Consider the following 20,536-nt stretch of genomic DNA (forward strand, 5'->3'; position numbering starts at 1 on the left):
TCTCTCCCACCGCGATTCGTCTGGGGCGCACCTTGGCTCCTCGCGCCCCCGGGTCAAGGGCGCTGTGCGTGACGGCGCTCACCGCAGCCCGATGTCGCGCGGGTTGAAGCGGTAGGTGGCGGCGTTGAGCGCGGCCACCCCGCCGCGCGGGATGGGCAGCGGGTTGCAGCGCGCATCGAGCAGGGCGCGGCGCGCCGCCTCGAACACCATGCGCGCGCGCGGGTCGCTGGGCGGGGCGCCCACGGGCATGACGCGCCGCACGACGCCCTGCGCATCCGCCTCGATGCGGAACTCCACCACGATGTCGCGCAGGTTGGGCGCGCCGGCGTCCACCGCCCAGCACTCGCCGATGCGCTCGGCGATGCCCGCGCGCTCGGCGGCGGTGAGCTGCCCCGCGCCGGCGGGCGCGCCGCCGCCCTGGGCCGGGGTGGCGGGGGCGGGGTTGGGGCGCGCGGTGGGCGGCTGCTGCTGTTGCTGCTGCTGGCGCAGCCGCTCGAGGGTGTTCAGCACGCTCTGGCTGCGCTCCTCGGGCCGCTGCACGGGCGGCGTCTGCCCCGTGCCCGGGGTGGGCGCGGGGGTGGGGGGCGGCGGCGTGGGCGGGGGCGGCAGGGGCAGCGGCGGCTGCGGGCGCGGCGGCTGGGGGCGCGGCGGGGTCGGGCTCGGCGGGCTCGGCGCCTCCGCCTGCTGCTGCGGGCGCGGAACGGGCGTGGGCGCGGGCGCGGCCGCGGGCGGCGGCGGCGTGGGCTCGGCACGCGCCACGGGCGGCGTGGGGCTCGGCGCGGGGGCCGGGGCGGGCGGGGGCGGCGGCGGCGGCAGCAGCGGCTGCACCTGGGCCTGGGTGCGCGGCAGCTCCGGCTGCGGCGGCTCCGGCCGGGGCGGCTGCGGCACGGGATCGGGCGCCGGGCGGGGCGCGAGCTGCTCGCCCTGCGCCATCTCGGCGGGGCCGACCAGCTCCACCGCGATGCCGATCTCCGGCGGCTCCTCCAGCCGACGGCGGTCGAACTCCAGCAGGATGGCGAGGAGCAGCGCCAGATGCAGGCCGAGCGAGACGCCGACCCAGAGGCGGAATCGCCGCTCCTCCATGCTCCCCGGGGGCCTCCTCAGCGCGCGGGCTGGCCCCGCGCGGGCGCGGCGGGTGCGGGCGCGGCCGGGCGCGGGCCGGGCGCGGCTTGCTGCTCGGCCAGCAGGGCGACGCGGGTGAAGCCCCCCTGGCTGATGACGCCCATCACCTCCATCACCCGGCCGTAGGAGATGCCGCGATCCCCGCGCACGAAGATGCGCCGCTCGGGCGCGCCCGGCGGCTGGTTCTGCGCGATGGCGCGAAGCTGCTCGACCAGGCCCTCGAGCTGCACCTCGGTGTTCTGCAGGAAGATGCGGCCCTGCGCGTCCACGCTGACGGTCAGCGGCTCCTGCTCCTGGTTCAGCGGCTGGGCGGCGGTGCGCGGCAGATCCACGGGAACGCCCGAGGTCATCATCGGCGCCGCCACCATGAAGATGATGAGCAGCACCAGCATCACGTCCACGAAGGGGGTGACGTTGATCTCCGACATCGGGCGGTAGCGGCCGCCCACGCCGCGCTTCATCAGCGGCCCGGCCATCGCCTCACTCCGCCGCCGGCATGGGCTGGGCGGCGCGCGCCTGGGCCGCGGCCTCGGTCTGGCGCTGCAGGATGGCGCCGAACTCGGCGGCGAAGCCCTCGAGCCGCCCGGCGAACTTGGCGAACTGGCTGGCCAGCATGTTGTAGAGCAGCACCGCCGGGATGGCGGCGACCAGGCCGATGGCGGTGGCCAGCAGGGCCTCGGCGATGCCCGGCGCCACCACGGCGAGGTTGGTGTTCTGCATCCCCGCGATGGCGGTGAAGCTGTTCATGATGCCCCAGACCGTGCCGAACAGCCCCACGAAGGGCGCGGCCGAGCCGGTGGAGGCGAGGAAGGTCATGCGCTTTTCCATCCGTTCCATCTCGCGCTGGATGGTGACGGACATGGCGCGCTCCACCCGCTCCTTCGTGCCGGCGACGAGGAAGCTGCCCGGCCCCGCCTGGGTGCTGATCTGCCATTCGCGCATCCCGGCGGAGAAGACGGCGGCCAGCGGGTGCGTCGGCGCCTCGCCATGGCGGCGGTAGAGCTCCTCCAGGCTGCCGCCCTTCCAGAACTCGTCCTCGAAGGCGTCCGCCTCGCGCCGGGCGCGGCGAAGCTGGCCGAACTTGTCGAAGGCGACCGCCCAGACCACGACCGAGGCGAGGAACAGCGCGATCATGACGGCCTTCACCACCCAGTCGGCCATCAGGAACAGGCTGAGCAGCGACATGTCGTGCGCGGCGCCGAGGGGGGCGGTGGTGACGGGATTCACGGCGCGGGGCCTCCTTCCGCAAGAGGGGCAGCAACTGGGGCGGCGATCCGGGCGCGCAGCGCGCCGAGCCAGGGTTCGGGCAGCCGGCGCGGCGTCAGCGTGCCCTGGTCCACGCAGACCAGCGTCACCTCCACCATGGCCAGCCTTTCCTCCCCGCGCCGCAGCTCCTGCTCCAGCAGCAGCGTGGCGGCGACGCGGCGAATCCGGGTCCGGACCGTGACCTCGTCATCGAGCCGCGCGGGGCGCTCATACTCCACCGCCGCGCGTTTCACCACCAGGAAGCAGCCATGCTTCGCCTGCATGTCGGCGTGTGGAAGGCCCATGGCGCGCAGCGCCTCGGTGCGCGCGCGCTCGGCGAAGCGCAGGTAGTTGGCGTGATAGACGATGCCGCCCGCATCCGTGTCCTCGAAATAGACGCGCAGCGCGTGGTCGTGGAAGGGCGCGTCACTCATCGAGCAGATCCGGCTGGATGGCGGCGCCCCCGGGCGGCGTGAGCCCCCCCGGCGGCTGCGGCGGCGGTTCGAGACCGAGGTGCCGCCAGCCCGCCTCGCCCAGCACGCGCCCGCGCGGGGTGCGCAGCACGAAGCCCTCCTGGATCAGGAAGGGCTCGATCACGTCCTCCAGCGTGTCGCGGCTTTCGGCCAGCGCGGCGGCCAGCGTCTCCACGCCGACGGGGCCGCCGCCATGGTGCTCGGCGATGCGGCGCAGATAGCGCCGGTCCATCGCGTCGAGGCCGCGCGCATCCACCTCCAGCCGCGCCAGCGCGGCATCCGTCAGCGCGCGGTCGGCCACGCGGCCGGCCACCGCCGCGAAGTCGCGCACGCGCCGCAGCAGCCGCCCCGCGATGCGCGGCGTGCCGCGCGAGCGGTGGGCGATCTCGAGGGCGCCCTCCTCGCTCAGCGCGAAGCCGAGCTTCTCCGCCCCGCGCTTCACGATCAGCAGCAGCTCCTCCGGCGCGTAGAGGTTGAGGCGCAGCGGGATGCCGAAACGGTCGCGCAGCGGGGTGGAAAGCAGGCCCGAGCGCGTGGTGGCGCCCACCAGGGTGAAGGGCGGCAGGTCGATGCGCACGGTGCGCGCCGCCGGGCCTTCGCCGATGATGAGGTCGAGCTGGAAATCCTCCATCGCCGGGTAGAGGGTCTCCTCGATGGCCGGCTGCAGGCGGTGGATTTCGTCCACGAACAGGACGTCGCGCGGCTGGAGGTTCGTCAGGATCGCGGCCAGATCCCCCGCGCGCTGCAGCACGGGGCCGGAGGTGGCGCGGAAGCCCACGCCCAGCTCCCGCGCCACGATCTGCGCGAGCGTGGTCTTGCCCAGGCCCGGCGGGCCGTGCAGCAGCACGTGATCGAGCGCCTCGCCGCGCGCGGCGGCGGCCTGGATGAACACCGAGAGATTCTCGCGCAGCCGCTGCTGGCCGGTGAAGTCGGCGAGGCGCTGCGGGCGCAGCGCGGCCTCGCCCGCATCCTCCTCCTGGCGCCGGCCGCTGGTGAGGCGTTCGGTCATCGCGCGCTCTCCCGGAGCGCGAGCGTGATCAGCGCGTTCAGCTCCGCGCCCTCGCCCAGCGCCTGCCTGGCGCGCGCCACGGCGCGCTCCGCCTCGGGCCGCTTGAGGCCGAGATTGGTGAGCGCGCTGATCGCATCCGCCTCGGCTCCGCCGGGGGCCGCGAGGGCGGGCGGCGCGCCGCCGCCATCCTCCTCGGGCAGCACGCGGCCCACCGCCCATTTCTGCATCGCGGGTTCGTCCACGATGCGGTTCGCGGTGGCCGCGCCCAGACCCTTCACCTCGGCCAGCCGCTTGCGCTCCTTGCCCGCGATGGCGCGCGCGAGCTGCTCGGGCGAGAGGCCCGAGAGCACCAGCAGCGCCTTCTGCGGCCCCACCGTCTTGACCTCGATCAGCGCGCGGAAGGCCTCGCGCTCGGCGGCGTCGAGGAAGCCGTAGAGGGTGATGGCGTCCTGGCTCACCCGCGTCTCGATCAGCAGGCGCTGCGCGCCCTCGCGCGCGGCGAGCCGGTCCAGCGTGCGGCGCGAGCAGGCGACGAGATAGCCCACCCCGTTCACGTCCAGCACGCAGACGCCCTCGCCGGTGGATTCCACCACGCCGCGCAGCGAGCCGATCATGCCCGCATCAGCCTGGCGAGCGCGGCGCCGGTGCCGCGGTGATGCGCGTGGCAGATGGCGATGGCCAGCGCATCGGCCGCATCCGCACGGCGCAGCTCCGCGCCGGGCAGCAGGCGCTTCACCATCTCCTGCACCTGCTGCTTGTCCGCATGGCCGGTGCCGACCACGGCGCGCTTCACCTCCATCGCCTGGTATTCCGCGACCGGCAGCCCGGCGAGGGCGGGCGCCAGCAGCACCACGCCGCGCGCCTGGCCGAGCTTCAGCGCCGCGGCGGGGTTCTTGTTGACGTAGGTGTGCTCCACCGCCGCCTCGTCCGGCGTCCATTGGCCGATGAGCTGCGACAGCGCCTTGTGCAGCGCGACGAGCCGCGCCGAGAGCGCCTCCGCCGGCGCGGTGCTGACGGCGCCGGCGGCCAGGAAGCGCAGGCGCGAGCCCGCGCTTTCGATCAGCCCCCAGCCCGTATGCGTCAGGCCGGGATCAAGGCCCAGGATGCGGACCGCCCCGCTCACGCCGCGGAGAGCTTGGCCATCACGGCGTCGCTCACCTCGAAATTGGCGTAGACCTGCTGCACGTCGTCATGGTCCTCGAGCACGTCGATGAGCTTGAGGACCGCCGCCGCCCCCTCCTCGTCGAGGCTGACGGTGAGGTTGGGCCGCCACTCGAGCTTCGCGCCCGCCGCCTCGCCGAAGCGGGCTTCCAGCGCGTCGCGCACGGCGTTCAGCTCCTCGGGCGCGGTGAGGATCTCGTGGCCGTCCTCGCCGCTCGTCACGTCCTGCGCGCCGGCCTCGATGGCGGCCTCGAGCATCGCATCCGCGCTCGCCGCCGCGGGCGGGTAGCGCAGCACGCCCAGACGGTCGAACTGGAAGGCCACCGTCTCGCCCAGCGCGCCGCCATGCTTGGCGAAGATGGAGCGCAGATCGCCCGCGGTGCGGTTGCGGTTGTCGGTCAGCGCCTCGACGATCAGGGCCACGCCGCCGGGGCCGCGGCCCTCGTAGCGCACCTCGGCGTAGTCCTCGCCGCCGCCGCCGCCCGTGGCCTTCTTGATCGCGCGCTCCACCGCGTCCTTCGTCATGTTCGCCTGGCGGGCGGCGGCCAGCGCCGCGCGCAGGCGCGGGTTGAAGGCGGGGTCGGGCTGGCCCTGCTTCGCGGCCACGGTGATCTCGCGGGCGAGCTTGGCGAAGATGCGGGCGCGCTTCGCGTCCTGCGCGCCCTTGCGGTGCATGATGTTCTTGAACTGGGAATGGCCGGCCATGGCATGATTCTGCGAGCGGTTCGGGCCGCGGATATAGCCGCCGGGGCCGGATTCCGCCAATCGCGCGGGGCGGCGGCCGTGGGCGGGGCCGCCTCACACGCCCGGGCTCATGTCTTGACCCGTGCGTATGGTCGCGCGGCGATGGCGGCGATGCGCTCGATGCGTCCCGGCCGCCTCAGGACAGGAAATCCGCCACCAGCGCGATCTGGGCGGCGTCCATCAGCGCCGGGGCATGGCCGCAGCCGGGGATGGTGGCCAGCCGCACCGAGGGGTGTTCGGCCATGCGCGCGGCCGTTTCGGGCAGCAGCAGATCCGAGCTCTCGCCGCGCAGCACCAGCACGGGGCGCTGGACCACGCCGGGCCAGAGCGCCCAGAGGTCGAGATCGGCGAGCGGCCCCAGCATCGGCTGCACGATGGCCGGGTCATAATGCAGGGCGAAGGCGCCGGACGCCGTGGCGCGGGCGGAATGCAGGGCCAGATGCCGCCATTCGGCGTCGGAGAGAGGCCCGAAGGGCGCGTGCACCCGGCGCAGATAGGCCTCGAGCGCCTCGAGGCTGCCGAAGCGCTGCGGCGTGCTCAGATAGTCGCGGATGCGCTCCAGCGCCGCCAGCGGCACGAAGGGGCCGATGTCGTTGATCACGAAGCGGCGCATCCGCGCGCCCGGCGTGGCGCAGAGGCCCATGCCGATGAGCCCGCCCATCGAGGTGCCCACCCAGTCATGCTCGCCCAGCGCCTCCAGCAGCGGCGCCAGCGCGGCGAGATAGGCGGGAACGGCGTAGAGCGCGCCCTCGGGCAGCCAGGAGGAATGGCCGCGCCCCGGCATGTCGGGGCAGAGCACGCGCCGCCCGCGCCGGGCGAGCTCCATGGCCAGCGCGTCGAAGTCGCGCCCGTTGCGGGTCAGGCCGTGGACGCAGAGCACGGGGGCCCCCTCGGGCGGTCCCCATTCCGTCCAGCGCAGCATCGCCGGCCCGCAGGGCAGCTCCGCCCGAAGCTGCCCGATGCGCGGGCTCACAGCACGCCCTTCTCGCGCAGGGCCGCGATCTCCGCCTCGCCCATGCCGAGCAGCCCGCGCAGCACCGCCTCGGTGTGTTCGCCCAGCACCGGCGGCGGCGAGCGGTAATCGGGCGGCGTGGCCGAGAGCTTCACCGGGTTGGCGATCACCTCGATCTCCGCACCCGAGCCGTGCGGCATCTTCACCACCATGCCCCGCGCCTGCACATGCGGGTCGGCGAACACGTCCTTCAGCGTGTTGATGGGCCCGCAGCCGATCTTCTCGCGCTCCAGCGCCTCGACCCATTCGGCGGTGGTGCGCGAAGTCATGACGGGGGTGAGCGTGGCGGTCACGAGGTCGCGGTTCTCCACCCGCTTCGCGTTGGTCTGGAAGCGCGGATCCTCGAGCAGATGGGGCACGCCGAAGGCCCTGCAGAAGCGCTCGAAGGTCGGGTCGTTGCCGATGGCGAGGATGATGTAGCCGTCCTTCGTCGGAAACTCCTGGTAGGGGCTGATGTTGGGGTGCTGGTTGCCGAGCCGCGGCGGGTTCTCGCCGGTGGCGAGGTAGTTCATCCCCTGGTTGGCGAGCCAGGCCACATGCGTGTCCAGCATGCCGATGTCGATGTGCTGGCCTTCGCCGGTGCTGTGGCGGTGGTTCAGCGCGGCGAGGATGCCGATGCAGCCGTAGAGCCCGGCGAAGAGGTCCGCCACCGGCACGCCCACCTTCTGCGGGCTGCCCTTGGGCTCGCCGGTGAGGCTCATCACGCCGCCCATGGCCTGGATCAGCGCGTCATAGCCCGGGCGCGGCGCGTAGGGGCCGGTCTGCCCGAAACCGGTGATGGAGCAGTAGATCAGCCGCGGGTGCTTCGCCTTGAGCTGCTCCCAGCCCAGCCCGTATTTGGCCAGCGCGCCGACCTTGAAGTTCTCCACCAGGATGTCGCAATGCGGCAGCAGCCGGTGGATCACCGCCTGCCCCTCGGGCTTGGCGATGTCGAGCGTGACCGACTGCTTGTTGCGGTTCACGCCGAGGAAATAGGCGCTCTCCTTCGTCTCGGGCCAGAAGGGCGGCGCGAAGCCGCGCGTGTCGTCTCCCGCCTCGGGGCGCTCGATCTTGATCACCTCGGCGCCGAGGTCGCCCAGCATCTGCGTGCAGGTGGGCCCCGCGAGGACGCGGGTGAGGTCGAGGACGCGCAGCCCCTTCAGCGGGCCGGTGGACGTGGTCATGGCAAGGCTTTCCGAGTGTTCCGCCCCTTCGGTATCCGCCAGCCGGGCCGGGCGGACAAGCCCGCGGCGCGGGCGGCTTCATCCCTCCGTCATGCCGCCGTCGCGCGGCCGACATGCCTGGCCGATAGGCGCGAGGGGCGTCCCAGCCGGAGCCCGCCATGCCCCTCGCCCGCCGCGCCCTTTTCGCCCTGCCCGCGCTGCTGCCCGCCCCGCTGCGCGCCCAGCCGCGCGGCGTCACGCTGATCGTGCCCTTCGCGCCGGGCGGCACCACCGACATCGCCGCGCGGCTGATCCAGGAGGCGCTGGGCCGCGCGCTCGGCGCGCCGGTGGTGGTGGAGAACCGGCCCGGCGCGGGCGGGGCTGTGGCGGCGGAGCAGGCGAAGCGCGCGCCGGCCGATGGCGGCGTCATCCTGCTCGCCACCGCCTCCACCCATGGGGTGAACCCGGCGGTCTTCCCCGACCTGCCCTACGACGCGGAGCGCGATTTCGCGCCCGTCGCGCTGCTCGGCGTCACGCCCCAGGCGCTGGCGGTGAACCCGCGCCTGCCCGTCACCGATGTCGCGGGCTTCATCGCCCTGCTGCGCGCCGAACCGGGGCGGCACAATTTCGCCTCCGCGGGCGTGGGCTCCATCACGCATCTCGCGGGCGAGTGGTTCCGCCAGGCGGGCGGCGGGCTCGATTTCGTGCATGTCCCCTACCGCGGCGGCGGGCCCGCCCTGCAGGCGGTGGTGGCGGGCGAGGCGAGTTTCACCATCGAGACCACGGCCACGCTGGCGGGCGCCATCCGCGACGGGCGCGTGCGCGCGCTCGCGGTGGCGACGCGCGAACCTTCCCGCGCCTTCCCCGACCTGCCCACCCTGCACGAGAGCGGGCTCGCGGGTTTCAACGCCGGTTCCTGGACCATGGCGGTGGCGCCCGCCGCCACCCCCGCGCCCGTCGTGATGCGCCTCAACGCCGCCTTCAACGCCGCGCTGGCCGAGCGCGAGGTGGCCCGGCGCCTGGCCGAGATCGGCACCGAGCCGGTGACGACCAGCACGCCCGAGAGCGCGGCCGCGCATATCCGCGCAGAGATCGCCCGCTGGCGGGAGGTGGTGCGGGCCGGCAACCTCCGCCTCGAGCGGGGCTGAGCTTTTCGCCCCGCGGCGGCGGGTGTAGGCAGGCGGGGACGGAGGATCGCCCCATGCTCGACACGCCCCACCCCACCCCCGCCGGCGTCACCCTCGACGAGCGGAAACTCGCCGCCGCCCTCTCCGGGCTGCACTTCATCGGCGGGCGCTACGTTCCCGCCCTCTCGGGCAAGACCTTCGAGGTCGTGAACCCCGCCACCGGCGAGCCCGTGGCCAAGGCCGCCGAGGGCGACGCCGCCGATGTGGACGCCGCGGTGCGCGACGCCGCGCGCGCCCAGAAGGAATGGGCGAAGATGCCCGCGCGCAAGCGCGGCGCGCTGGTGCATCAATGCGCCGCCCTGCTGAAGGAGCACCAGGAGGAGCTCGCGCGCCTCATCGCGCTCGAGACCGGCAAGGCGCTGCGCACGGAAAGCCGCGTCGAGGCGGGCGTGGTGGCCGACATCTTCGAGTTCTACGGCGGCCTCGGGAGCGAGCTGAAGGGCGAGAGCGTGCCCTTCGCGCCAAACGTGCTCAGCGTCACGGTGCGCGAGCCGCTCGGCGTGGTCGGCGCCATCATCCCCTGGAACGTGCCGATGCTGCTGATGGCGCTGAAGGTCGCGCCGGCGCTGGTGGCGGGGAATACGGTGGTGGTGAAGTCGGCCGAGGAGGCGCCGCTCGCCGTGCTGCGCATCTGCGAGCTGATGAACCGCGTGCTGCCGCCGGGCTGCTTCAACATGCTCTCGGGCTTCGGCCCCGAGTGCGGCGCGCCGCTGGTGGCGCACCCCCTGGTGCGCAAGGTGACCTTCACGGGTTCCGTCGAGACGGGGAAGATCGTGGCCAAGGCGGCGGCCGAGAAGCTCGTGCCGGTGACGCTCGAGCTCGGCGGCAAATCGCCCATGATCGTCTTCGCCGACTGCGACTTCGCCAAGACGGTGCAGGGCGCGCTGACCTCGATGCGCTTCACGCGCCAGGGCCAGTCCTGCACCGCGGCCTCGCGCATCTATGTCGAGCGGCCGATCTTCGACCGCTTCGTGGCCGAGATGAAGAAGGCCGTGGACGCGATGGTGATGGGCGACCCGCTGGACGAGAAGACGGACATCGGCACCATCATCTCGCCCGGCCAGTTCGAGAAGGTGCAGGCCTATATCGAGGAAGGAAAGCGCACGCCGGGCGCGGTCGCGCACGAGTGCAGCGCCCTGCCGAAGGATCCCGCGCTGAAGAAGGGCCTCTTCCTGCGCCCCGTGATCTTCACCGGGCTGACCAAGGAGAGCCGGCTGGTGCGGGAGGAAATCTTCGGCCCCGTCACCGTCATCCAGCCCTTCGACGACGCCGAGTCGGTGCTGGCCGAGGCGAACGACAGCGACTACGGCCTCGCCGCCAGCCTCTGGACGAACAACCTGAAGGTGGCGCTCGACCTCGCGCACCGGCTGGAGGCGGGGCTGGTGCAGGTCAACCAGAACCTCGTGGTGCAGGCGAATCTCAGCTACGGCGGCGTGAAGTCGAGCGGGCTCGGCAAGGAGGCCTCGCTGGAGGCGATGCTCGAGCACTTCACCCACAAGAAGACCATCATGGTGAACATGGGCTGATACGGTCGGCATGACATGCCGACCGTATCGCGCGCAGGGTTGACGGGCGCCCATCGAAGCTTTGCTTCGATGGGACCCGGTGTGGCGGCTGCGCGCCAAAACAAGGTCATGCCAGCGGCCGCACCGCCTCCGCAGGAGTCGCAATCAGCGGCCGCTGGTATGAGCGGGCGGGAGCGCGCGGAGCGTAATACGGGCGGCGTGACCGCCGCCCGCCTCAGAACGCGAATCGCGTCCCTGCCAGCACCGTCCGCCCCGGGATCTGGAAGCCGTTGACCGGCTCGAAGGCGCTGTCCGTCAGGTTGCGCGCCTCGAGGAAGGCCGTGACCTCGGGCGTGATCCGGTAGCTCGCCGCGAGGTTCAGGATGGTGCCGCTCTTGTTCCGCCGCGGCGCGGAGACGCTCGCGCCGCTGTTGAGATAGGTGGCGAAGGGCCCTTCCTGGCTGCGGCCGGTGAACTGGAGCTGCGGCGTGATCACCAGTCGCTCGATGGGCGTGATGCGCGCCGAGAGGCTCACCACATGCTCGGGCCGGCGCGGCAGCGGGCGCTGGGTGCGCGCGTCCACCGCGCTCGTCAGGGTCCAGGCCGCCTCGGCCGTCAGCCAGGGGAAGGGGCGCAGCGCCGCCACCAGCTCCGCGCCATGGATGTTCGCGCGGTCCACGTTCACCAGCGTGCTGAACTGCGCGTTGAAGGCGATGAGATCGCGCACGCGCGACTGGAAGAAGGTCCAGCCCAGCGTCGCGAAGTCGGGCCGGCCGAAGGCGGGCAGGTCCATCTCCGCGCCGAACTCGTAGCCGAGGCTGCGCTCGGGCCGCAGGTTCGGGTTGCCGATGAAGGTGGTGCCCGTCCGGCCGAAGCGCTGGAACAGCGAGGGCGCGTTGAAGCCCGAGCCGCCCGCGGCGCGCAGCCGCAGGTGGAACTCCGGCACGTGATAGACGAAGCCCACCCGCCAGGTCGTCTCGCCCTCGAAGCCGCCCACATGGTCGTGCCGCAGCCCGGCCGTGAGGTCGAGCCGCTCCCACAGCCGGTATTGCACGGCGAGGTGCCCGGCCGTCGTGTCCTGCTTGGCGTTCACGCGGGTCTGGAAGGGGGCGCTGCCGTAGAGGCTGCGCGCCTCCTCCTGACTCCAGTTCGCGCCGAAGCTGAGCGCCCCCTGCCGCGCGGCGCCGAGATCGGGCAGGCGCACCACATTGCCCCAGTCGAGCGTCAGCCGCTCGCCCCGGTAGAGGTCGCGCGTGGTGGCGCGGCTGAGCAGATCGGGCAGGTTGGAATAGGCGCGGCGGTCCTGGGTGTAGGCGAGGCGCAGCCCCGTGGTCCAGGCGCCGTCGAACAGCCGCGTCTCGGCGCGCGCCTGGCCGAACCAGCGCCGGTCGTCGCCCGTGTAGTTGGGGTCGTCGCGCGGCACGCTGTCCAGGCCGAAGCGGTTCTGCCGGTAGCGGAACAGCCCCTCGATGCGCGTGCCCTCGATGGGCGTGAAGCCGAGCCGCGCCGTGGCCGCGCTGGCGGAGACGCCATCGCGCTCGCGCAGCGTGTTCACGAAGCGCTCGGCGGTGGCGTTGCTGCCGCGGGTGGAGAGGTTGTTCACGCTGGCCAGGTAGTCGAAGCGCCCGAGCGTGCCCGCGGCGCCCAGGCCGCCGCGGAAGGTGGCGTTGGAGCCGCCGGCCGCCTCGCCATAGGGCGCGAAGGCGCGGTCCGCCGGCGCGCGGCGGGTGACGAGGTTGACCACGCCCCCCAGCGCCGCCGCCCCGTAGAGCGAGGAGGCCGGGCCGCGCAGCACCTCGATGCGCTCGATGTCGAAGAGCAGGTCATTGCCGAAGTTGAACTCGTTGTTCGGCGCGGAGGGGTCGTTCAGCGGCACGCCATCCAGCAGCACCAGTGTGGAGCGGCTGGAATTGCCGCGCAGGAACACCGACGTCTGCTGCCCGAAGCCGCCATTGGGCGCGATGCGCAGCCCGGGCACGGCGGCCAGCGCCTCGGCCAGCGTGGCGTAGCCGCGCTCCTCGATCTGCTGACGGGTGATGACGGTGATGGCGGCGGGCACGCGCTCGAGCGGCGTGGGCACGCGGGTGGCGGTGACGATGGTGTCCGGGATCGCGGTCTGCGCGAATCCGGGCGTGATGGCGGCGAGCATGGCCGCGGTGGAGAGCAGGAGCCTGCGCATGGGTTCCCCCTGGCTGCGCGTGACGACATGCCGCGCAAAGCGAGGGCCCCGCGCGACGGCTGGCGTCGAGCCCGCAAACGGAACAGGGTTCCGTGGCGCCGGTGCACCCCGCCCGGCACGCGCGAGAACAACTCTGCGCCGGCCGGTCTCCTGGCTCGCGGGTCACCGCCTCGGCCCGCCTTCTCGCCCCCCCGGCAGGGAGCAATGGCAGATGGGGCCGAGGCTCTCCGCCTACAGTTGCGGGGGCAGCCGCGGATTGAGGGAGGGGGCCTCCCCGTCGCGCGTTCCCGTTTCACCCCTCATCGGGGCACCGGCGCATGGCCGCAGTGTTAACGCGGCCCGGGGCGGGGGCGGAAGGGGGGGAAAGTCAGAACACCCAGCCCAGCGCCTTGATGCCCACCCAGACCAGCGCGCCGATCACCGCGGTGGCGAAGAGGCAGCCGGCGAGGGTGAGGGCGGCGCCGATCCCCACCACGCGGCTGTCGGCCTCCACCACGCCGAGCGCCATGACGATGTTGCCGAAGGCCGGCGGGCCGTTGGTGCCGGGGCCGGGCAGGATGAGCATGGCCGCGCAATAGACGGTGAGCCAGCCCACGATCTTGTCCCCCGTCGGGCCCGTGAAGAAGCCCGGGCGCGGCTTCACGAAGCGCTCCACCTTGCCGAGCCAGGTGGAGGAGGCGGAAGCCAGGCGCAGCAGATCCTCGCGCTTGATGGACTGGCGCGCGATGAAGCGCGGCAGCTTCGGCACGCGCCGCCCCATGCCCATCTGCACGCCGAGGATCAGCATGGGAATGCCGAAGACGCTCGCCATGCCCGGCAGCAGCGAGGGCAGGCAGAGCAGCAGGATGAGCAGGCCGAAGGCGCGGTCGCCGAAGGCTTCCGCCATCTCGCCCAGCGTGATTCGCGCGCCCGGGAACTGCCCGGCCACCTGGTTCACGATGCGCGAGATGGGCGCGCTTTCGTCCGCGTGCACGCCCTCGGGGGCGGGGGGGCTGCCGTGCAAAACCTGTGTCCTGTCCGTATCCTCGGCCCGCCCGGGGGCGCGCGCGGCGTGACACTAGTGTCACGCGATGGGAAATCCAGCGAAAACTTGCCCCTGTCGCCGTGCTGTCACGCGCCGGTGAAGACGGGCTTGCGCTTCTCCATGAAGGCGCGGCGGCCCTCGCGGTAGTCGGCGCTGTCGAAGCAGGCGTCGGCGGCGGCGGCGATGGCGGCCATGTCGCGCTCCGCGGGGTCGGCCAGCACGGCGCGCACCGTGCGCTTGTTGGCGGCGAGCGAGAGGGGCGCGTTCTGCGCGATGGCGGCGGTGATCTTGGCCACCTCCGCATCCAGGCTCTCGGCCGGGTGGATCTTGTTGACGAGGCCGATGCGCTCCGCCTCCTCGGCCGTGATGCGCCCGCCCGTCATCAGGATGAAATGCGCGTGCGCGGGACCGACGAGGGAGACGAGGTTCTTCACCATGTCGAAGCCATAGGCGATGCCGAGCCGCGCGGCGGGGATGCCGAACTCGCTGCCCGCGCCGGCGATGCGCATGTCGCAGGACATGGCGATGCCCAGGCCCCCGCCCATGCAGAAGCCCTGGATCTTCGCGATCACGGGCTTGGGGAACTCCGCGAGCTTCCTGCGGCCATGGCTCGTCTTGGCGTTGTAGTGGCGCTGCGCCTCGGCGTCCGACCGGTTCTGCTCGAACTGGCTGATGTCCGCCCCCGAGACGAAGGCCTTGCCGCCCGCGCCCTCGAGCACGACGCAGCGCACGGCGGCGTCGGCGGCGAAGGCGTCGAGCGCGGCGGCGAGCCCGTCCCACATCGCGATGCTCATCGCGTTGCGCTTCTCGGGCTGGTTGAACACCACCGTGCCCACGCCCTCCTTCACATGGGCGAGAATCTTGCCGTCGGCGAAATCCATGCTGCTCATTCTCCCAGGGCGCCTGCCGCACGCAGCACGCCGATCTTCCGTTGCGTCAGCCCGGCCTCGGCCAGGATCTCCTGCGCCTGCACGCCGGGCTCGGGCGCCGGGCGGCGGATGCCGGGGCGGAGGCCCTCGATGGTCAGCGGCGTGCGCACCACCCCCGACTGGCCGGGCCGCGCATGCGGCACCTGCCAGACCATGCCGAGGTGGCGCACCTGCGGGTCCTCGAACACCGCGCGGCAGGCGGGCTCCGGGAACTCCGGCGAGCAGGCGGCGATGGCGATGGGCTTGCCCGCGGAGGGAAAGACGCCCATCGGCGCCTTTGCCGGATGGTCGTCGCCCGCCTCATCCGCTTCGCCCTTCGCGCCCGCCATGCCGTCCCCTCTCCCTCGGCCTCTCTAGCCGGCCCGCGCGGGCGGCGGAACCCGCCTCACCGCCAGCCCAGCCGCGACAGAACCCCCCAGAGCGGCCCGAGCAGGAAGTTGCACATCAGCGTGCGCGTGAGGTGGAAGGCCAGCACCAGCGGCACCGCCACCTCGAGCGCCTTGGCGGTGACGCCCATCTCCGGCATGCCGCCGGGCGCGAGGCCGAGCAGCACCGCCGCCGGCGGCAGCCCGCTCGCCCAGGCCAGCAGCAGGGCGAGCACGAGGCACAGCCCGACGAGAAAGAGCGCCGAGAGCGCCGAGGCCAGCAGCAGCCGGCGCGAGCGCAGCAGGAACTCGCGCGTCAGGCGCTGGCCGAGCGCCATGCCCATCGCCACCTGCGCCGCGTCCACCAGCGCGGAGGGGATGGCCGAGGGCAGCACGCCGAGCGCGGCGGCGAGCAGCGACAGCGCGCAGGGGCCGATCATCCAGGGATTGGCGATGCCCGTACGCCGCAGCGCGAAGGCCGCGAGCGTGCCGAGCGCGAGCATCGCCGCGAGCCCGGCCGGCGCGACAGCGAGGCGCGGGGCGAGGAAGTCCGCCCCATCGCCATGCGGGGCGAAGGCGGTGAGCGCCGCGGGCACCAGCAGCACCACGATCACCACGCGCAGCGTCTGCGCGAGGGTGACGGTGGGCACCGAGGCCCCGGCGCGCTGCGCCAGCACCACCATCACGATCACGCCGCCCGGAACCGCGCTGAAATAGCCGCTGCGCGCATCCGTCCCCGCGAGGCGCGTGAAGATCGGCACCGCGGCCAGCCCCGCCGCGATGGAGAGCAGCCCGGCCGCGACGATGCTGGGCAGCGCCTCGAGCAGCGCGGCGAGCACCGGCCCCGAGAAGGTCTGCCCGAAAGCGAGGCCGAGCAGGATGAGCGCCCCCGGCCGCCCCGCCGGATGCACCGCCACAGGCCTTCGCCAGGCCAGCATGGCCGTGCCCAGCATCGCCCCGATCATCCAGGCCAGGGGCACGCGCAGCGCATGGCAGAGCGCGCCGCCCGCCAGCGCGGCGGCGAGGGTGAGCAGGAAGGGCAGGAGGCGGGACAGGCCGGGCACCGCGGGCAGGATCGGCCGGGCACGCCGCATCGTCAAACCGCGGCGGCTTCACGATCCCTTAACCCTCTCGATGGATTTTGCGACGGCTCCGAGGAGCGAGAGGCGCTCCGGCAAGGAGCGGAGAGTGCCGTGAACCCGATCAGCCCCATCCGGGCCCTGCCTGTCACCGCCGCCCGTCCGGCCGCCGCGGCGGCGGGCGAGGCGCCGCCGCCCGAGGCCGCACCGCCCCCGCCCAACCCCGCGCTGCGCATCGAGCCCGCGCTCGGCGTCGTCGTGATCGAGATGCGCGATGCGGGCGGGCGCGTGGTGCGCTCCGTGCCGAGCGAGAAGGAGCTCGAGGCCTATCGCGCCGCCGCCCTGCGCGGCGACCGGCCGGCGGGCTGAGCGGTCATCATACGGGCGGCGTGAGACGCCGGCCGTATCGCGCGCAGGGTTGACGGGCACCCATCGACGCTTTGCTTCGATGGGACCCGGCGTGGCGGCTGCGCGCCAAGACAAAGGCATCCCAGCGGCCGCACCGGCGCCTCAGGAGTGGAAATCAGCGGCCGCTGCTATGATACGGCCGGCGGCTACGCCGGACGTATCTCGCACGCCGGGTTGATGGGCGGCGGCGTGCCAAAACAAAGACATGCCAGCGGCCGCGCCGCAGCTTCAGCGGTCAAAGCAAGCGGCCGCTGGTATGACTCGGCCGGGAAGACCGGCCACCCGCCCACATGATGCGGGCGGCCGGATATCCCCACGCATCGGCGGCGTGCGCGGCCTGGGCGATCTCCCGGCGCGAGTTTCCCGAGAACATCGCGCCGCGCGGCGGAGATCGGCCGAGGCGCATTCTCGGACATTTCTCCGGCGACCTGGGGCCTCCCAGGGCCCGGGGGCCGCAAACACCAGCGGCCGGGCCGCCTCATCCGCCGTCAAACACGGCATCCGCTGGCATGACTCCCCAACCCGCCCCACAATCGCCACGGCGGCGATGCGCCGCCCGAGCCGGGAGTGCTTCGCCCCCATGTCCGAGAGCGCGCCGCCCAACACCGCCGCGCCATCGCCGCAGGTCGCCCTCCGGGCCGCCCCGCGCGGGGATGCCCCACGCCTCGCCACCCTCGCGCTGCTGCTCGCCCCGCTTCTGTGGGTTCCGCAGGCGGGGCTGATCGCGCTGCTCGTGGCGCGCATCGCCGCCGGCACGAGGGCCGAGGGCGCCGCCTTCCTCGCGCTCGGCATCCTGCTGCTCGGCCTCCTGCGCGCGGGGCTGGAGGCCCATGGCCAGCGCGCCCAGTTCCGCGCCGCCCGGGGGCAGGTCGGCGCGCTCCGGCGCGAGGCCTTGCGCGCCCTCGCCGCGCGCTCGCCGCTCGACGCCGCGCGCCCGGCCTCCGGCGCGGCCGCCGCGGCGCTGGCCGAGCAGGCCGAGGCGGTGCTGCCCTATCTGCTGCGCTTCCGCCTCGCCCGCCTGCGCGCGGCCGTCGTGCCGCCGCTGCTGCTGATCGCGGTGCTGAGCCAGTCCTGGCTCGCCGCGCTGATCCTGCTGCTGGCCGCGCCGCTCATCCCGCTCTTCATGGCGCTGATCGGCCTGCGCGCGAAGGAGGCGAGCGAGGCGCAGATGCTCGAGATCGGCGGCATGAACGGGCTCCTGCTCGACCGGCTGCGCGGTCTGGCCACCATCCGCGCCCTGGATGCGGTGGAGGCCACCGCCGCCCGGCTGCGCGCCGCCGCGGACTCGCTGCGCCGGCGCAGCATGGCGGTGCTGCGCATCGCCTTCCTCTCCTCGGCGGTGCTCGAGCTCTTCGCCTCCCTCGGCGTGGCGACGGTGGCGGTCTATGTGGGCTTCCACCTGCTCGGCGCGCTCGAGTTCGGCGCCTGGGGCGGGCGGATGGGGCTGGGGCCGGCGCTCTTCGTGCTGCTGCTCGCCCCCGCCTTCTTCGAGCCGCTGCGCGAACTCGCCGCCGCCTGGCACGAGCGTGCGGCGGGGCAGGCGGGTCTCGGGGCGCTGGGCGGGCTCGCCGCGCCGCCCGACCGCGCCCTGCCCGCGCCGCTCGCCGCCCCGCCGGCCGCGCAGGCCACGGGGCCGGCGGAGGTGGCGGTGGAGGGCCTCGTCTTCCGTCACCCCGGCGCCGCGCGCCCGCTCTTCGACGGATTCTCGCTGCGGGTCGCGCCGGGGGAGCATGTGGCGCTGCTCGGCGCCTCGGGGGCGGGGAAATCCACGCTGCTCGGCCTGCTCGCCGGCTTCGCGACGCCCGAGGCCGGGCGCATCGCCATCGGCGGCGTGACGCTGGCGGAGGAGAGCGCCGCGGCCCTGCGCGCGCGCATCGCCTGGGTCGCGCAGCGCCCGCACCTCTTCGCCGGCAGCCTCGCGGCCAACATCGCCCTGGGGCGCGACCCCGCCCTGGCCGAGGCGCAGCGCCGGAGCCTGCTGCCCGCGCTCCCGCCGCGCCGCGCGCTGGGCGAGGAGGGGTGGGGGCTCTCGGGCGGCGAGGCGGTGCGCCTCGGCCTCGCCCGCGCGCTGGCGGGGCCGGGGGTGGGGCTGATCCTGGCCGATGAGCCCACGGCTCATCTCGACGCCGCCACCGCCGCGGAGGCCGCCGAGGCGCTGCTCGCCGCCGCGGCGGGGCGGACGCTGATCCTCGCCACCCATGACCCGGTGCTGGCCGCGCGCATGGGGCGCGTGGTGCGTCTGTCATGAGGCGCTTCGCCGCGCTCGGCCGCGTCCTGCGGCTGTTCCTCGCCGAGCGGCGCGGCCTCCTGCTGGCCGGCGCGGCGCTGGCGGCGGTGACGGCGCTGGCCGGCGTCGCGCTGCTCGCGCTCTCGGGCTGGTTCATCACCGCGACGGCGCTCGCCGGGCTGACCCTGGCCGGGGCGCTCGCCTTCGACGTGTTCCAGCCGGGCGCGGGCATCCGCTTCCTCGCCATCCTGCGCACCGGCGCCCGCTATGGCGAGCGCGTGACCAGCCACGACGCGACGCTCGGGCTGCTCGCCGCCCTGCGCGAGAGGCTATTCCGCGGCTATGCGGTGCCCGCCCTCGGCCAGGGGTTGGAGCGGCGGCCGGCGCGCCTGCTCTTCCGCCTCACGGCGGATGTGGACGCGCTGGATTCCGTCTATCTGCGCCTTCTGCTGCCCGGCGCGGCGGCGGCGGCGACGGCGCTGCTGGCCGGGGCCGGGCTTGCGCTGCTCGATCCCCGGCTGGGCGCGGCGCTGGCGGGGCTGCTGCTCGCGGCGGGGCTCGGCCTGCCGCTCTGGCTTGCGCGCGCCGCGGAGCGCAGCGCCCGCCGCCGCGCCGCCGCGCTGGAGGCGCTGCGCGCGCGCACGGTGGATCTCGTCGCCGGCCAGGTGGCGCTGCTGATGGCCGGGCGGCTCGGCGCGCAGCTCGCCGCCGCGGAAGAGGCCGAGGCGCGGCTGGCCGAGGCGGAGGATGCGCTGCACCGGCTGGAGACCCTGGCCGGCCTCGGCTTCGGCGCGGCGGCGGCGCTGCTGCTGGCCGGCGCCGCCCTGGCGGTCGCGGGGCTGGCGGAGCAGGGCGCGCTCTCCGCCCCGCAGGCGGCGCTGGTGATGATGGTGGCGCTCGCCGCGCTCGAGCCCTTCGCCGCGCTGCGGCGGGGCGCGGTGGAGCTGGGCCGCAGCGCGCGCGCCGCCGCCCGGCTCACCCCGGCGCTCGATCCGCCGCCGGCGCCGGTGATCGCCGCCCCGCCCGCGGGCCTGGCACTCAGGCTACGCGGGGTGACCTTCCGCCATGAGGGGGCGGCGGCGGCGCTGTTCCGGGGCTTCGACCTCGAGGTGGCGCAGGGCGAGCGGGTGGCGGTCATCGGCGCGAGCGGGGCGGGCAAATCCTCGCTGCTCGCGCTGCTGACCGGCGAGGCGCGCCCCGAGGCGGGCGAGATCGCCGCGCTGCCGCGCGCAGTGCTGAGCCAGCGCGTGGCGCTGTTCCAGGACAGCCTGCGCGGCAATCTGCTCCTCGCCCGGCCCGACGCCGACGATGCCCGGCTCTGGCGCGCGCTGGAGGAGGCGGGGCTGGCGGAGGTGGTGCGCGCCCTGCCGGGCGGCCTCGATGCGCCGCTGGGCGAGGGCGGGGCGGGGCTCTCCGCCGGCGAGGCGCGGCGGCTCGCCCTCGCGCGGCTGCTGCTGCGCGATGCGCCGCTCTGGCTGCTCGACGAGCCGACCGAGGCGCTGGATGACGAGAATGCAAGGCGAATCTTGACGCGGATCAACGCCCAGGACCGACGGACCACTATATTCACCATTGCGCATCTAAGGCGCGAGGCGGAGGGGGCGGACCGGCTTCTTCGTCTCGGGCAGGGGCGGATCCTGGGCGAGTGGCGGCGCGGCGAAGCGGGTTTCGCGGCGGCGCTGGACGCGCTCCGCCCCGGCTGAGCCGAAGGCGCCGCGCCTCGTC

The 20,536-nt window shown here is 74.2% G+C and carries 20 protein-coding genes and 1 riboswitch; of the genes, 5 read left to right on the top strand and 15 right to left on the bottom strand.

Annotated features, from left to right (window positions below):
- Window positions 1-78: 78 nt before the first annotated feature.
- The 10 genes from H596_RS22955 to H596_RS0111735 all read right to left on the bottom strand — a co-directional run bounded on the left by H596_RS22955 (window position 79) and on the right by H596_RS0111735 (window position 7,929).
- Window positions 79-1,083: a hypothetical protein gene (locus H596_RS22955; RefSeq protein ID WP_051212860.1), complete on the bottom strand. Its 1,005-nt coding sequence runs from the start codon at window positions 1,081-1,083 to the stop codon at window positions 79-81.
- Between the two features lie 17 nt (window positions 1,084-1,100).
- Window positions 1,101-1,598, bottom strand: a complete 498-nt coding sequence (tolR, locus tag H596_RS0111695; RefSeq protein ID WP_027285050.1) for a protein TolR — start codon at window positions 1,596-1,598, stop codon at window positions 1,101-1,103.
- A 4-nt stretch (window positions 1,599-1,602) separates the two neighbouring features.
- On the bottom strand, window positions 1,603-2,307 hold the full coding sequence (tolQ, locus tag H596_RS0111700; RefSeq protein WP_051212881.1) for a protein TolQ: 705 nt from the start codon (window positions 2,305-2,307) through the stop codon (window positions 1,603-1,605).
- Window positions 2,308-2,345: 38 nt separating this feature from the next.
- Complete coding sequence (gene ybgC, locus H596_RS0111705) at window positions 2,346-2,801, bottom strand: tol-pal system-associated acyl-CoA thioesterase (RefSeq protein WP_027285052.1); 456 nt, start codon at window positions 2,799-2,801, stop codon at window positions 2,346-2,348.
- Complete coding sequence (gene ruvB, locus H596_RS21240) at window positions 2,794-3,849, bottom strand: Holliday junction branch migration DNA helicase RuvB (protein ID WP_051212862.1); 1,056 nt, start codon at window positions 3,847-3,849, stop codon at window positions 2,794-2,796. Before ruvB ends, ybgC begins: the two co-directional genes overlap by 8 nt.
- Window positions 3,846-4,463 carry a Holliday junction branch migration protein RuvA gene (gene ruvA / locus H596_RS0111715; protein WP_027285053.1) on the bottom strand — a complete coding sequence of 206 codons (618 nt, stop codon included), beginning with the start codon at window positions 4,461-4,463 and terminating at the stop codon, window positions 3,846-3,848. Before ruvA ends, ruvB begins: the two co-directional genes overlap by 4 nt.
- Complete coding sequence (ruvC, locus tag H596_RS0111720) at window positions 4,460-4,972, bottom strand: crossover junction endodeoxyribonuclease RuvC (RefSeq protein WP_027285054.1); 513 nt, start codon at window positions 4,970-4,972, stop codon at window positions 4,460-4,462. Before ruvC ends, ruvA begins: the two co-directional genes overlap by 4 nt.
- Entirely contained in the window at window positions 4,969-5,715 is a 747-nt protein-coding gene (locus tag H596_RS0111725) for a YebC/PmpR family DNA-binding transcriptional regulator (RefSeq protein WP_027285055.1), read from the bottom strand. The genes ruvC and H596_RS0111725 overlap by 4 nt, the downstream gene beginning before the upstream one ends.
- 175 nt (window positions 5,716-5,890) lie before the next feature.
- Window positions 5,891-6,727, bottom strand: a complete 837-nt coding sequence (locus H596_RS0111730) for an alpha/beta fold hydrolase (RefSeq protein WP_037301095.1) — start codon at window positions 6,725-6,727, stop codon at window positions 5,891-5,893.
- Window positions 6,724-7,929 carry a CaiB/BaiF CoA transferase family protein gene (locus tag H596_RS0111735; RefSeq protein ID WP_027285057.1) on the bottom strand — a complete coding sequence of 402 codons (1,206 nt, stop codon included), beginning with the start codon at window positions 7,927-7,929 and terminating at the stop codon, window positions 6,724-6,726. The genes H596_RS0111730 and H596_RS0111735 overlap by 4 nt, the downstream gene beginning before the upstream one ends.
- 158 nt (window positions 7,930-8,087) lie before the next feature.
- Here H596_RS0111735 and H596_RS0111740 point away from each other — a divergent pair, with 158 nt between their 5' ends.
- Window positions 8,088-9,056, top strand: a complete 969-nt coding sequence (locus tag H596_RS0111740; protein WP_027285058.1) for a Bug family tripartite tricarboxylate transporter substrate binding protein — start codon at window positions 8,088-8,090, stop codon at window positions 9,054-9,056.
- A 53-nt stretch (window positions 9,057-9,109) separates the two neighbouring features.
- Complete coding sequence (locus tag H596_RS0111745) at window positions 9,110-10,621, top strand: aldehyde dehydrogenase family protein (protein ID WP_027285059.1); 1,512 nt, start codon at window positions 9,110-9,112, stop codon at window positions 10,619-10,621.
- Between the two features lie 214 nt (window positions 10,622-10,835).
- Here the strand turns inward: H596_RS0111745 and H596_RS0111750 are convergent, their stop codons facing one another.
- The 5 genes from H596_RS0111750 to H596_RS0111770 all read right to left on the bottom strand — a co-directional run bounded on the left by H596_RS0111750 (window position 10,836) and on the right by H596_RS0111770 (window position 16,161).
- Window positions 10,836-12,779 carry a TonB-dependent receptor plug domain-containing protein gene (locus H596_RS0111750; protein ID WP_027285060.1) on the bottom strand — a complete coding sequence of 648 codons (1,944 nt, stop codon included), beginning with the start codon at window positions 12,777-12,779 and terminating at the stop codon, window positions 10,836-10,838.
- Window positions 12,780-12,902: 123 nt separating this feature from the next.
- A riboswitch (cobalamin riboswitch) is annotated at window positions 12,903-13,109 on the bottom strand.
- A gap of 37 nt (window positions 13,110-13,146) precedes the next feature.
- Entirely contained in the window at window positions 13,147-13,782 is a 636-nt protein-coding gene (locus H596_RS21245; protein WP_051212864.1) for an exopolysaccharide biosynthesis protein, read from the bottom strand.
- A 107-nt stretch (window positions 13,783-13,889) separates the two neighbouring features.
- Complete coding sequence (locus H596_RS0111760) at window positions 13,890-14,684, bottom strand: enoyl-CoA hydratase (RefSeq protein WP_245584002.1); 795 nt, start codon at window positions 14,682-14,684, stop codon at window positions 13,890-13,892.
- 5 nt (window positions 14,685-14,689) lie between these two features.
- Window positions 14,690-15,061, bottom strand: a complete 372-nt coding sequence (locus H596_RS0111765; RefSeq protein ID WP_027285062.1) for a hypothetical protein — start codon at window positions 15,059-15,061, stop codon at window positions 14,690-14,692.
- Window positions 15,062-15,117: 56 nt separating this feature from the next.
- Window positions 15,118-16,161 (bottom strand): AbrB family transcriptional regulator, encoded by a 1,044-nt coding sequence (locus H596_RS0111770; protein WP_169579866.1) that lies wholly within the window; start codon window positions 16,159-16,161, stop codon window positions 15,118-15,120.
- Between the two features lie 129 nt (window positions 16,162-16,290).
- Between H596_RS0111770 and H596_RS0111775 the strand changes: the two genes are divergently transcribed.
- The 3 genes from H596_RS0111775 (at window position 16,291) to cydC (ending at window position 20,514) form a co-directional block, all read left to right on the top strand.
- The gene (locus H596_RS0111775; protein ID WP_027285064.1) at window positions 16,291-16,545 is read left to right on the top strand and encodes a hypothetical protein; all 255 of its coding nucleotides are present in this window, start codon (window positions 16,291-16,293) and stop codon (window positions 16,543-16,545) included.
- Window positions 16,546-17,164: 619 nt separating this feature from the next.
- On the top strand, window positions 17,165-18,832 hold the full coding sequence (gene cydD, locus H596_RS0111780; RefSeq protein WP_027285065.1) for a thiol reductant ABC exporter subunit CydD: 1,668 nt from the start codon (window positions 17,165-17,167) through the stop codon (window positions 18,830-18,832).
- Window positions 18,829-20,514 carry a thiol reductant ABC exporter subunit CydC gene (gene cydC / locus H596_RS0111785; protein WP_027285066.1) on the top strand — a complete coding sequence of 562 codons (1,686 nt, stop codon included), beginning with the start codon at window positions 18,829-18,831 and terminating at the stop codon, window positions 20,512-20,514. The genes cydD and cydC overlap by 4 nt, the downstream gene beginning before the upstream one ends.
- Window positions 20,515-20,536: the final 22 nt, after the last annotated feature.

The sequence above is a fragment of the Rubritepida flocculans DSM 14296 genome (assembly GCF_000425365.1).
Lineage (GTDB): Bacteria > Pseudomonadota > Alphaproteobacteria > Acetobacterales > Acetobacteraceae > Roseococcus > Roseococcus flocculans.

Bases quoted from the DNA above. Each gene is read 5' to 3' on its own strand.
- H596_RS22955 (WP_051212860.1), bottom strand. From the start codon at position 1,083: ATGGAGGAGCGGCGATTCCGCCTCTGGGTCGGCGTCTCGCTCGGCCTG.
- ruvB (WP_051212862.1), bottom strand. From the start codon at position 3,849: ATGACCGAACGCCTCACCAGCGGCCGGCGCCAGGAGGAGGATGCGGGC.
- H596_RS0111725 (WP_027285055.1), bottom strand. From the start codon at position 5,715: ATGGCCGGCCATTCCCAGTTCAAGAACATCATGCACCGCAAGGGCGCG.
- H596_RS0111745 (WP_027285059.1), top strand. From the start codon at position 9,110: ATGCTCGACACGCCCCACCCCACCCCCGCCGGCGTCACCCTCGACGAG.
- cydD (WP_027285065.1), top strand. From the start codon at position 17,165: ATGTCCGAGAGCGCGCCGCCCAACACCGCCGCGCCATCGCCGCAGGTC.
- H596_RS0111760 (WP_245584002.1), bottom strand. From the start codon at position 14,684: ATGGATTTCGCCGACGGCAAGATTCTCGCCCATGTGAAGGAGGGCGTG.
- H596_RS0111740 (WP_027285058.1), top strand. From the start codon at position 8,088: ATGCCCCTCGCCCGCCGCGCCCTTTTCGCCCTGCCCGCGCTGCTGCCC.
- H596_RS0111750 (WP_027285060.1), bottom strand. From the start codon at position 12,779: ATGCGCAGGCTCCTGCTCTCCACCGCGGCCATGCTCGCCGCCATCACG.
- tolQ (WP_051212881.1), bottom strand. From the start codon at position 2,307: ATGTCGCTGCTCAGCCTGTTCCTGATGGCCGACTGGGTGGTGAAGGCC.
- H596_RS0111735 (WP_027285057.1), bottom strand. From the start codon at position 7,929: ATGACCACGTCCACCGGCCCGCTGAAGGGGCTGCGCGTCCTCGACCTC.
- tolR (WP_027285050.1), bottom strand. From the start codon at position 1,598: ATGGCCGGGCCGCTGATGAAGCGCGGCGTGGGCGGCCGCTACCGCCCG.
- ruvA (WP_027285053.1), bottom strand. From the start codon at position 4,463: ATGATCGGCTCGCTGCGCGGCGTGGTGGAATCCACCGGCGAGGGCGTC.
- cydC (WP_027285066.1), top strand. From the start codon at position 18,829: ATGAGGCGCTTCGCCGCGCTCGGCCGCGTCCTGCGGCTGTTCCTCGCC.
- ybgC (WP_027285052.1), bottom strand. From the start codon at position 2,801: ATGAGTGACGCGCCCTTCCACGACCACGCGCTGCGCGTCTATTTCGAG.
- H596_RS0111765 (WP_027285062.1), bottom strand. From the start codon at position 15,061: ATGGCGGGCGCGAAGGGCGAAGCGGATGAGGCGGGCGACGACCATCCG.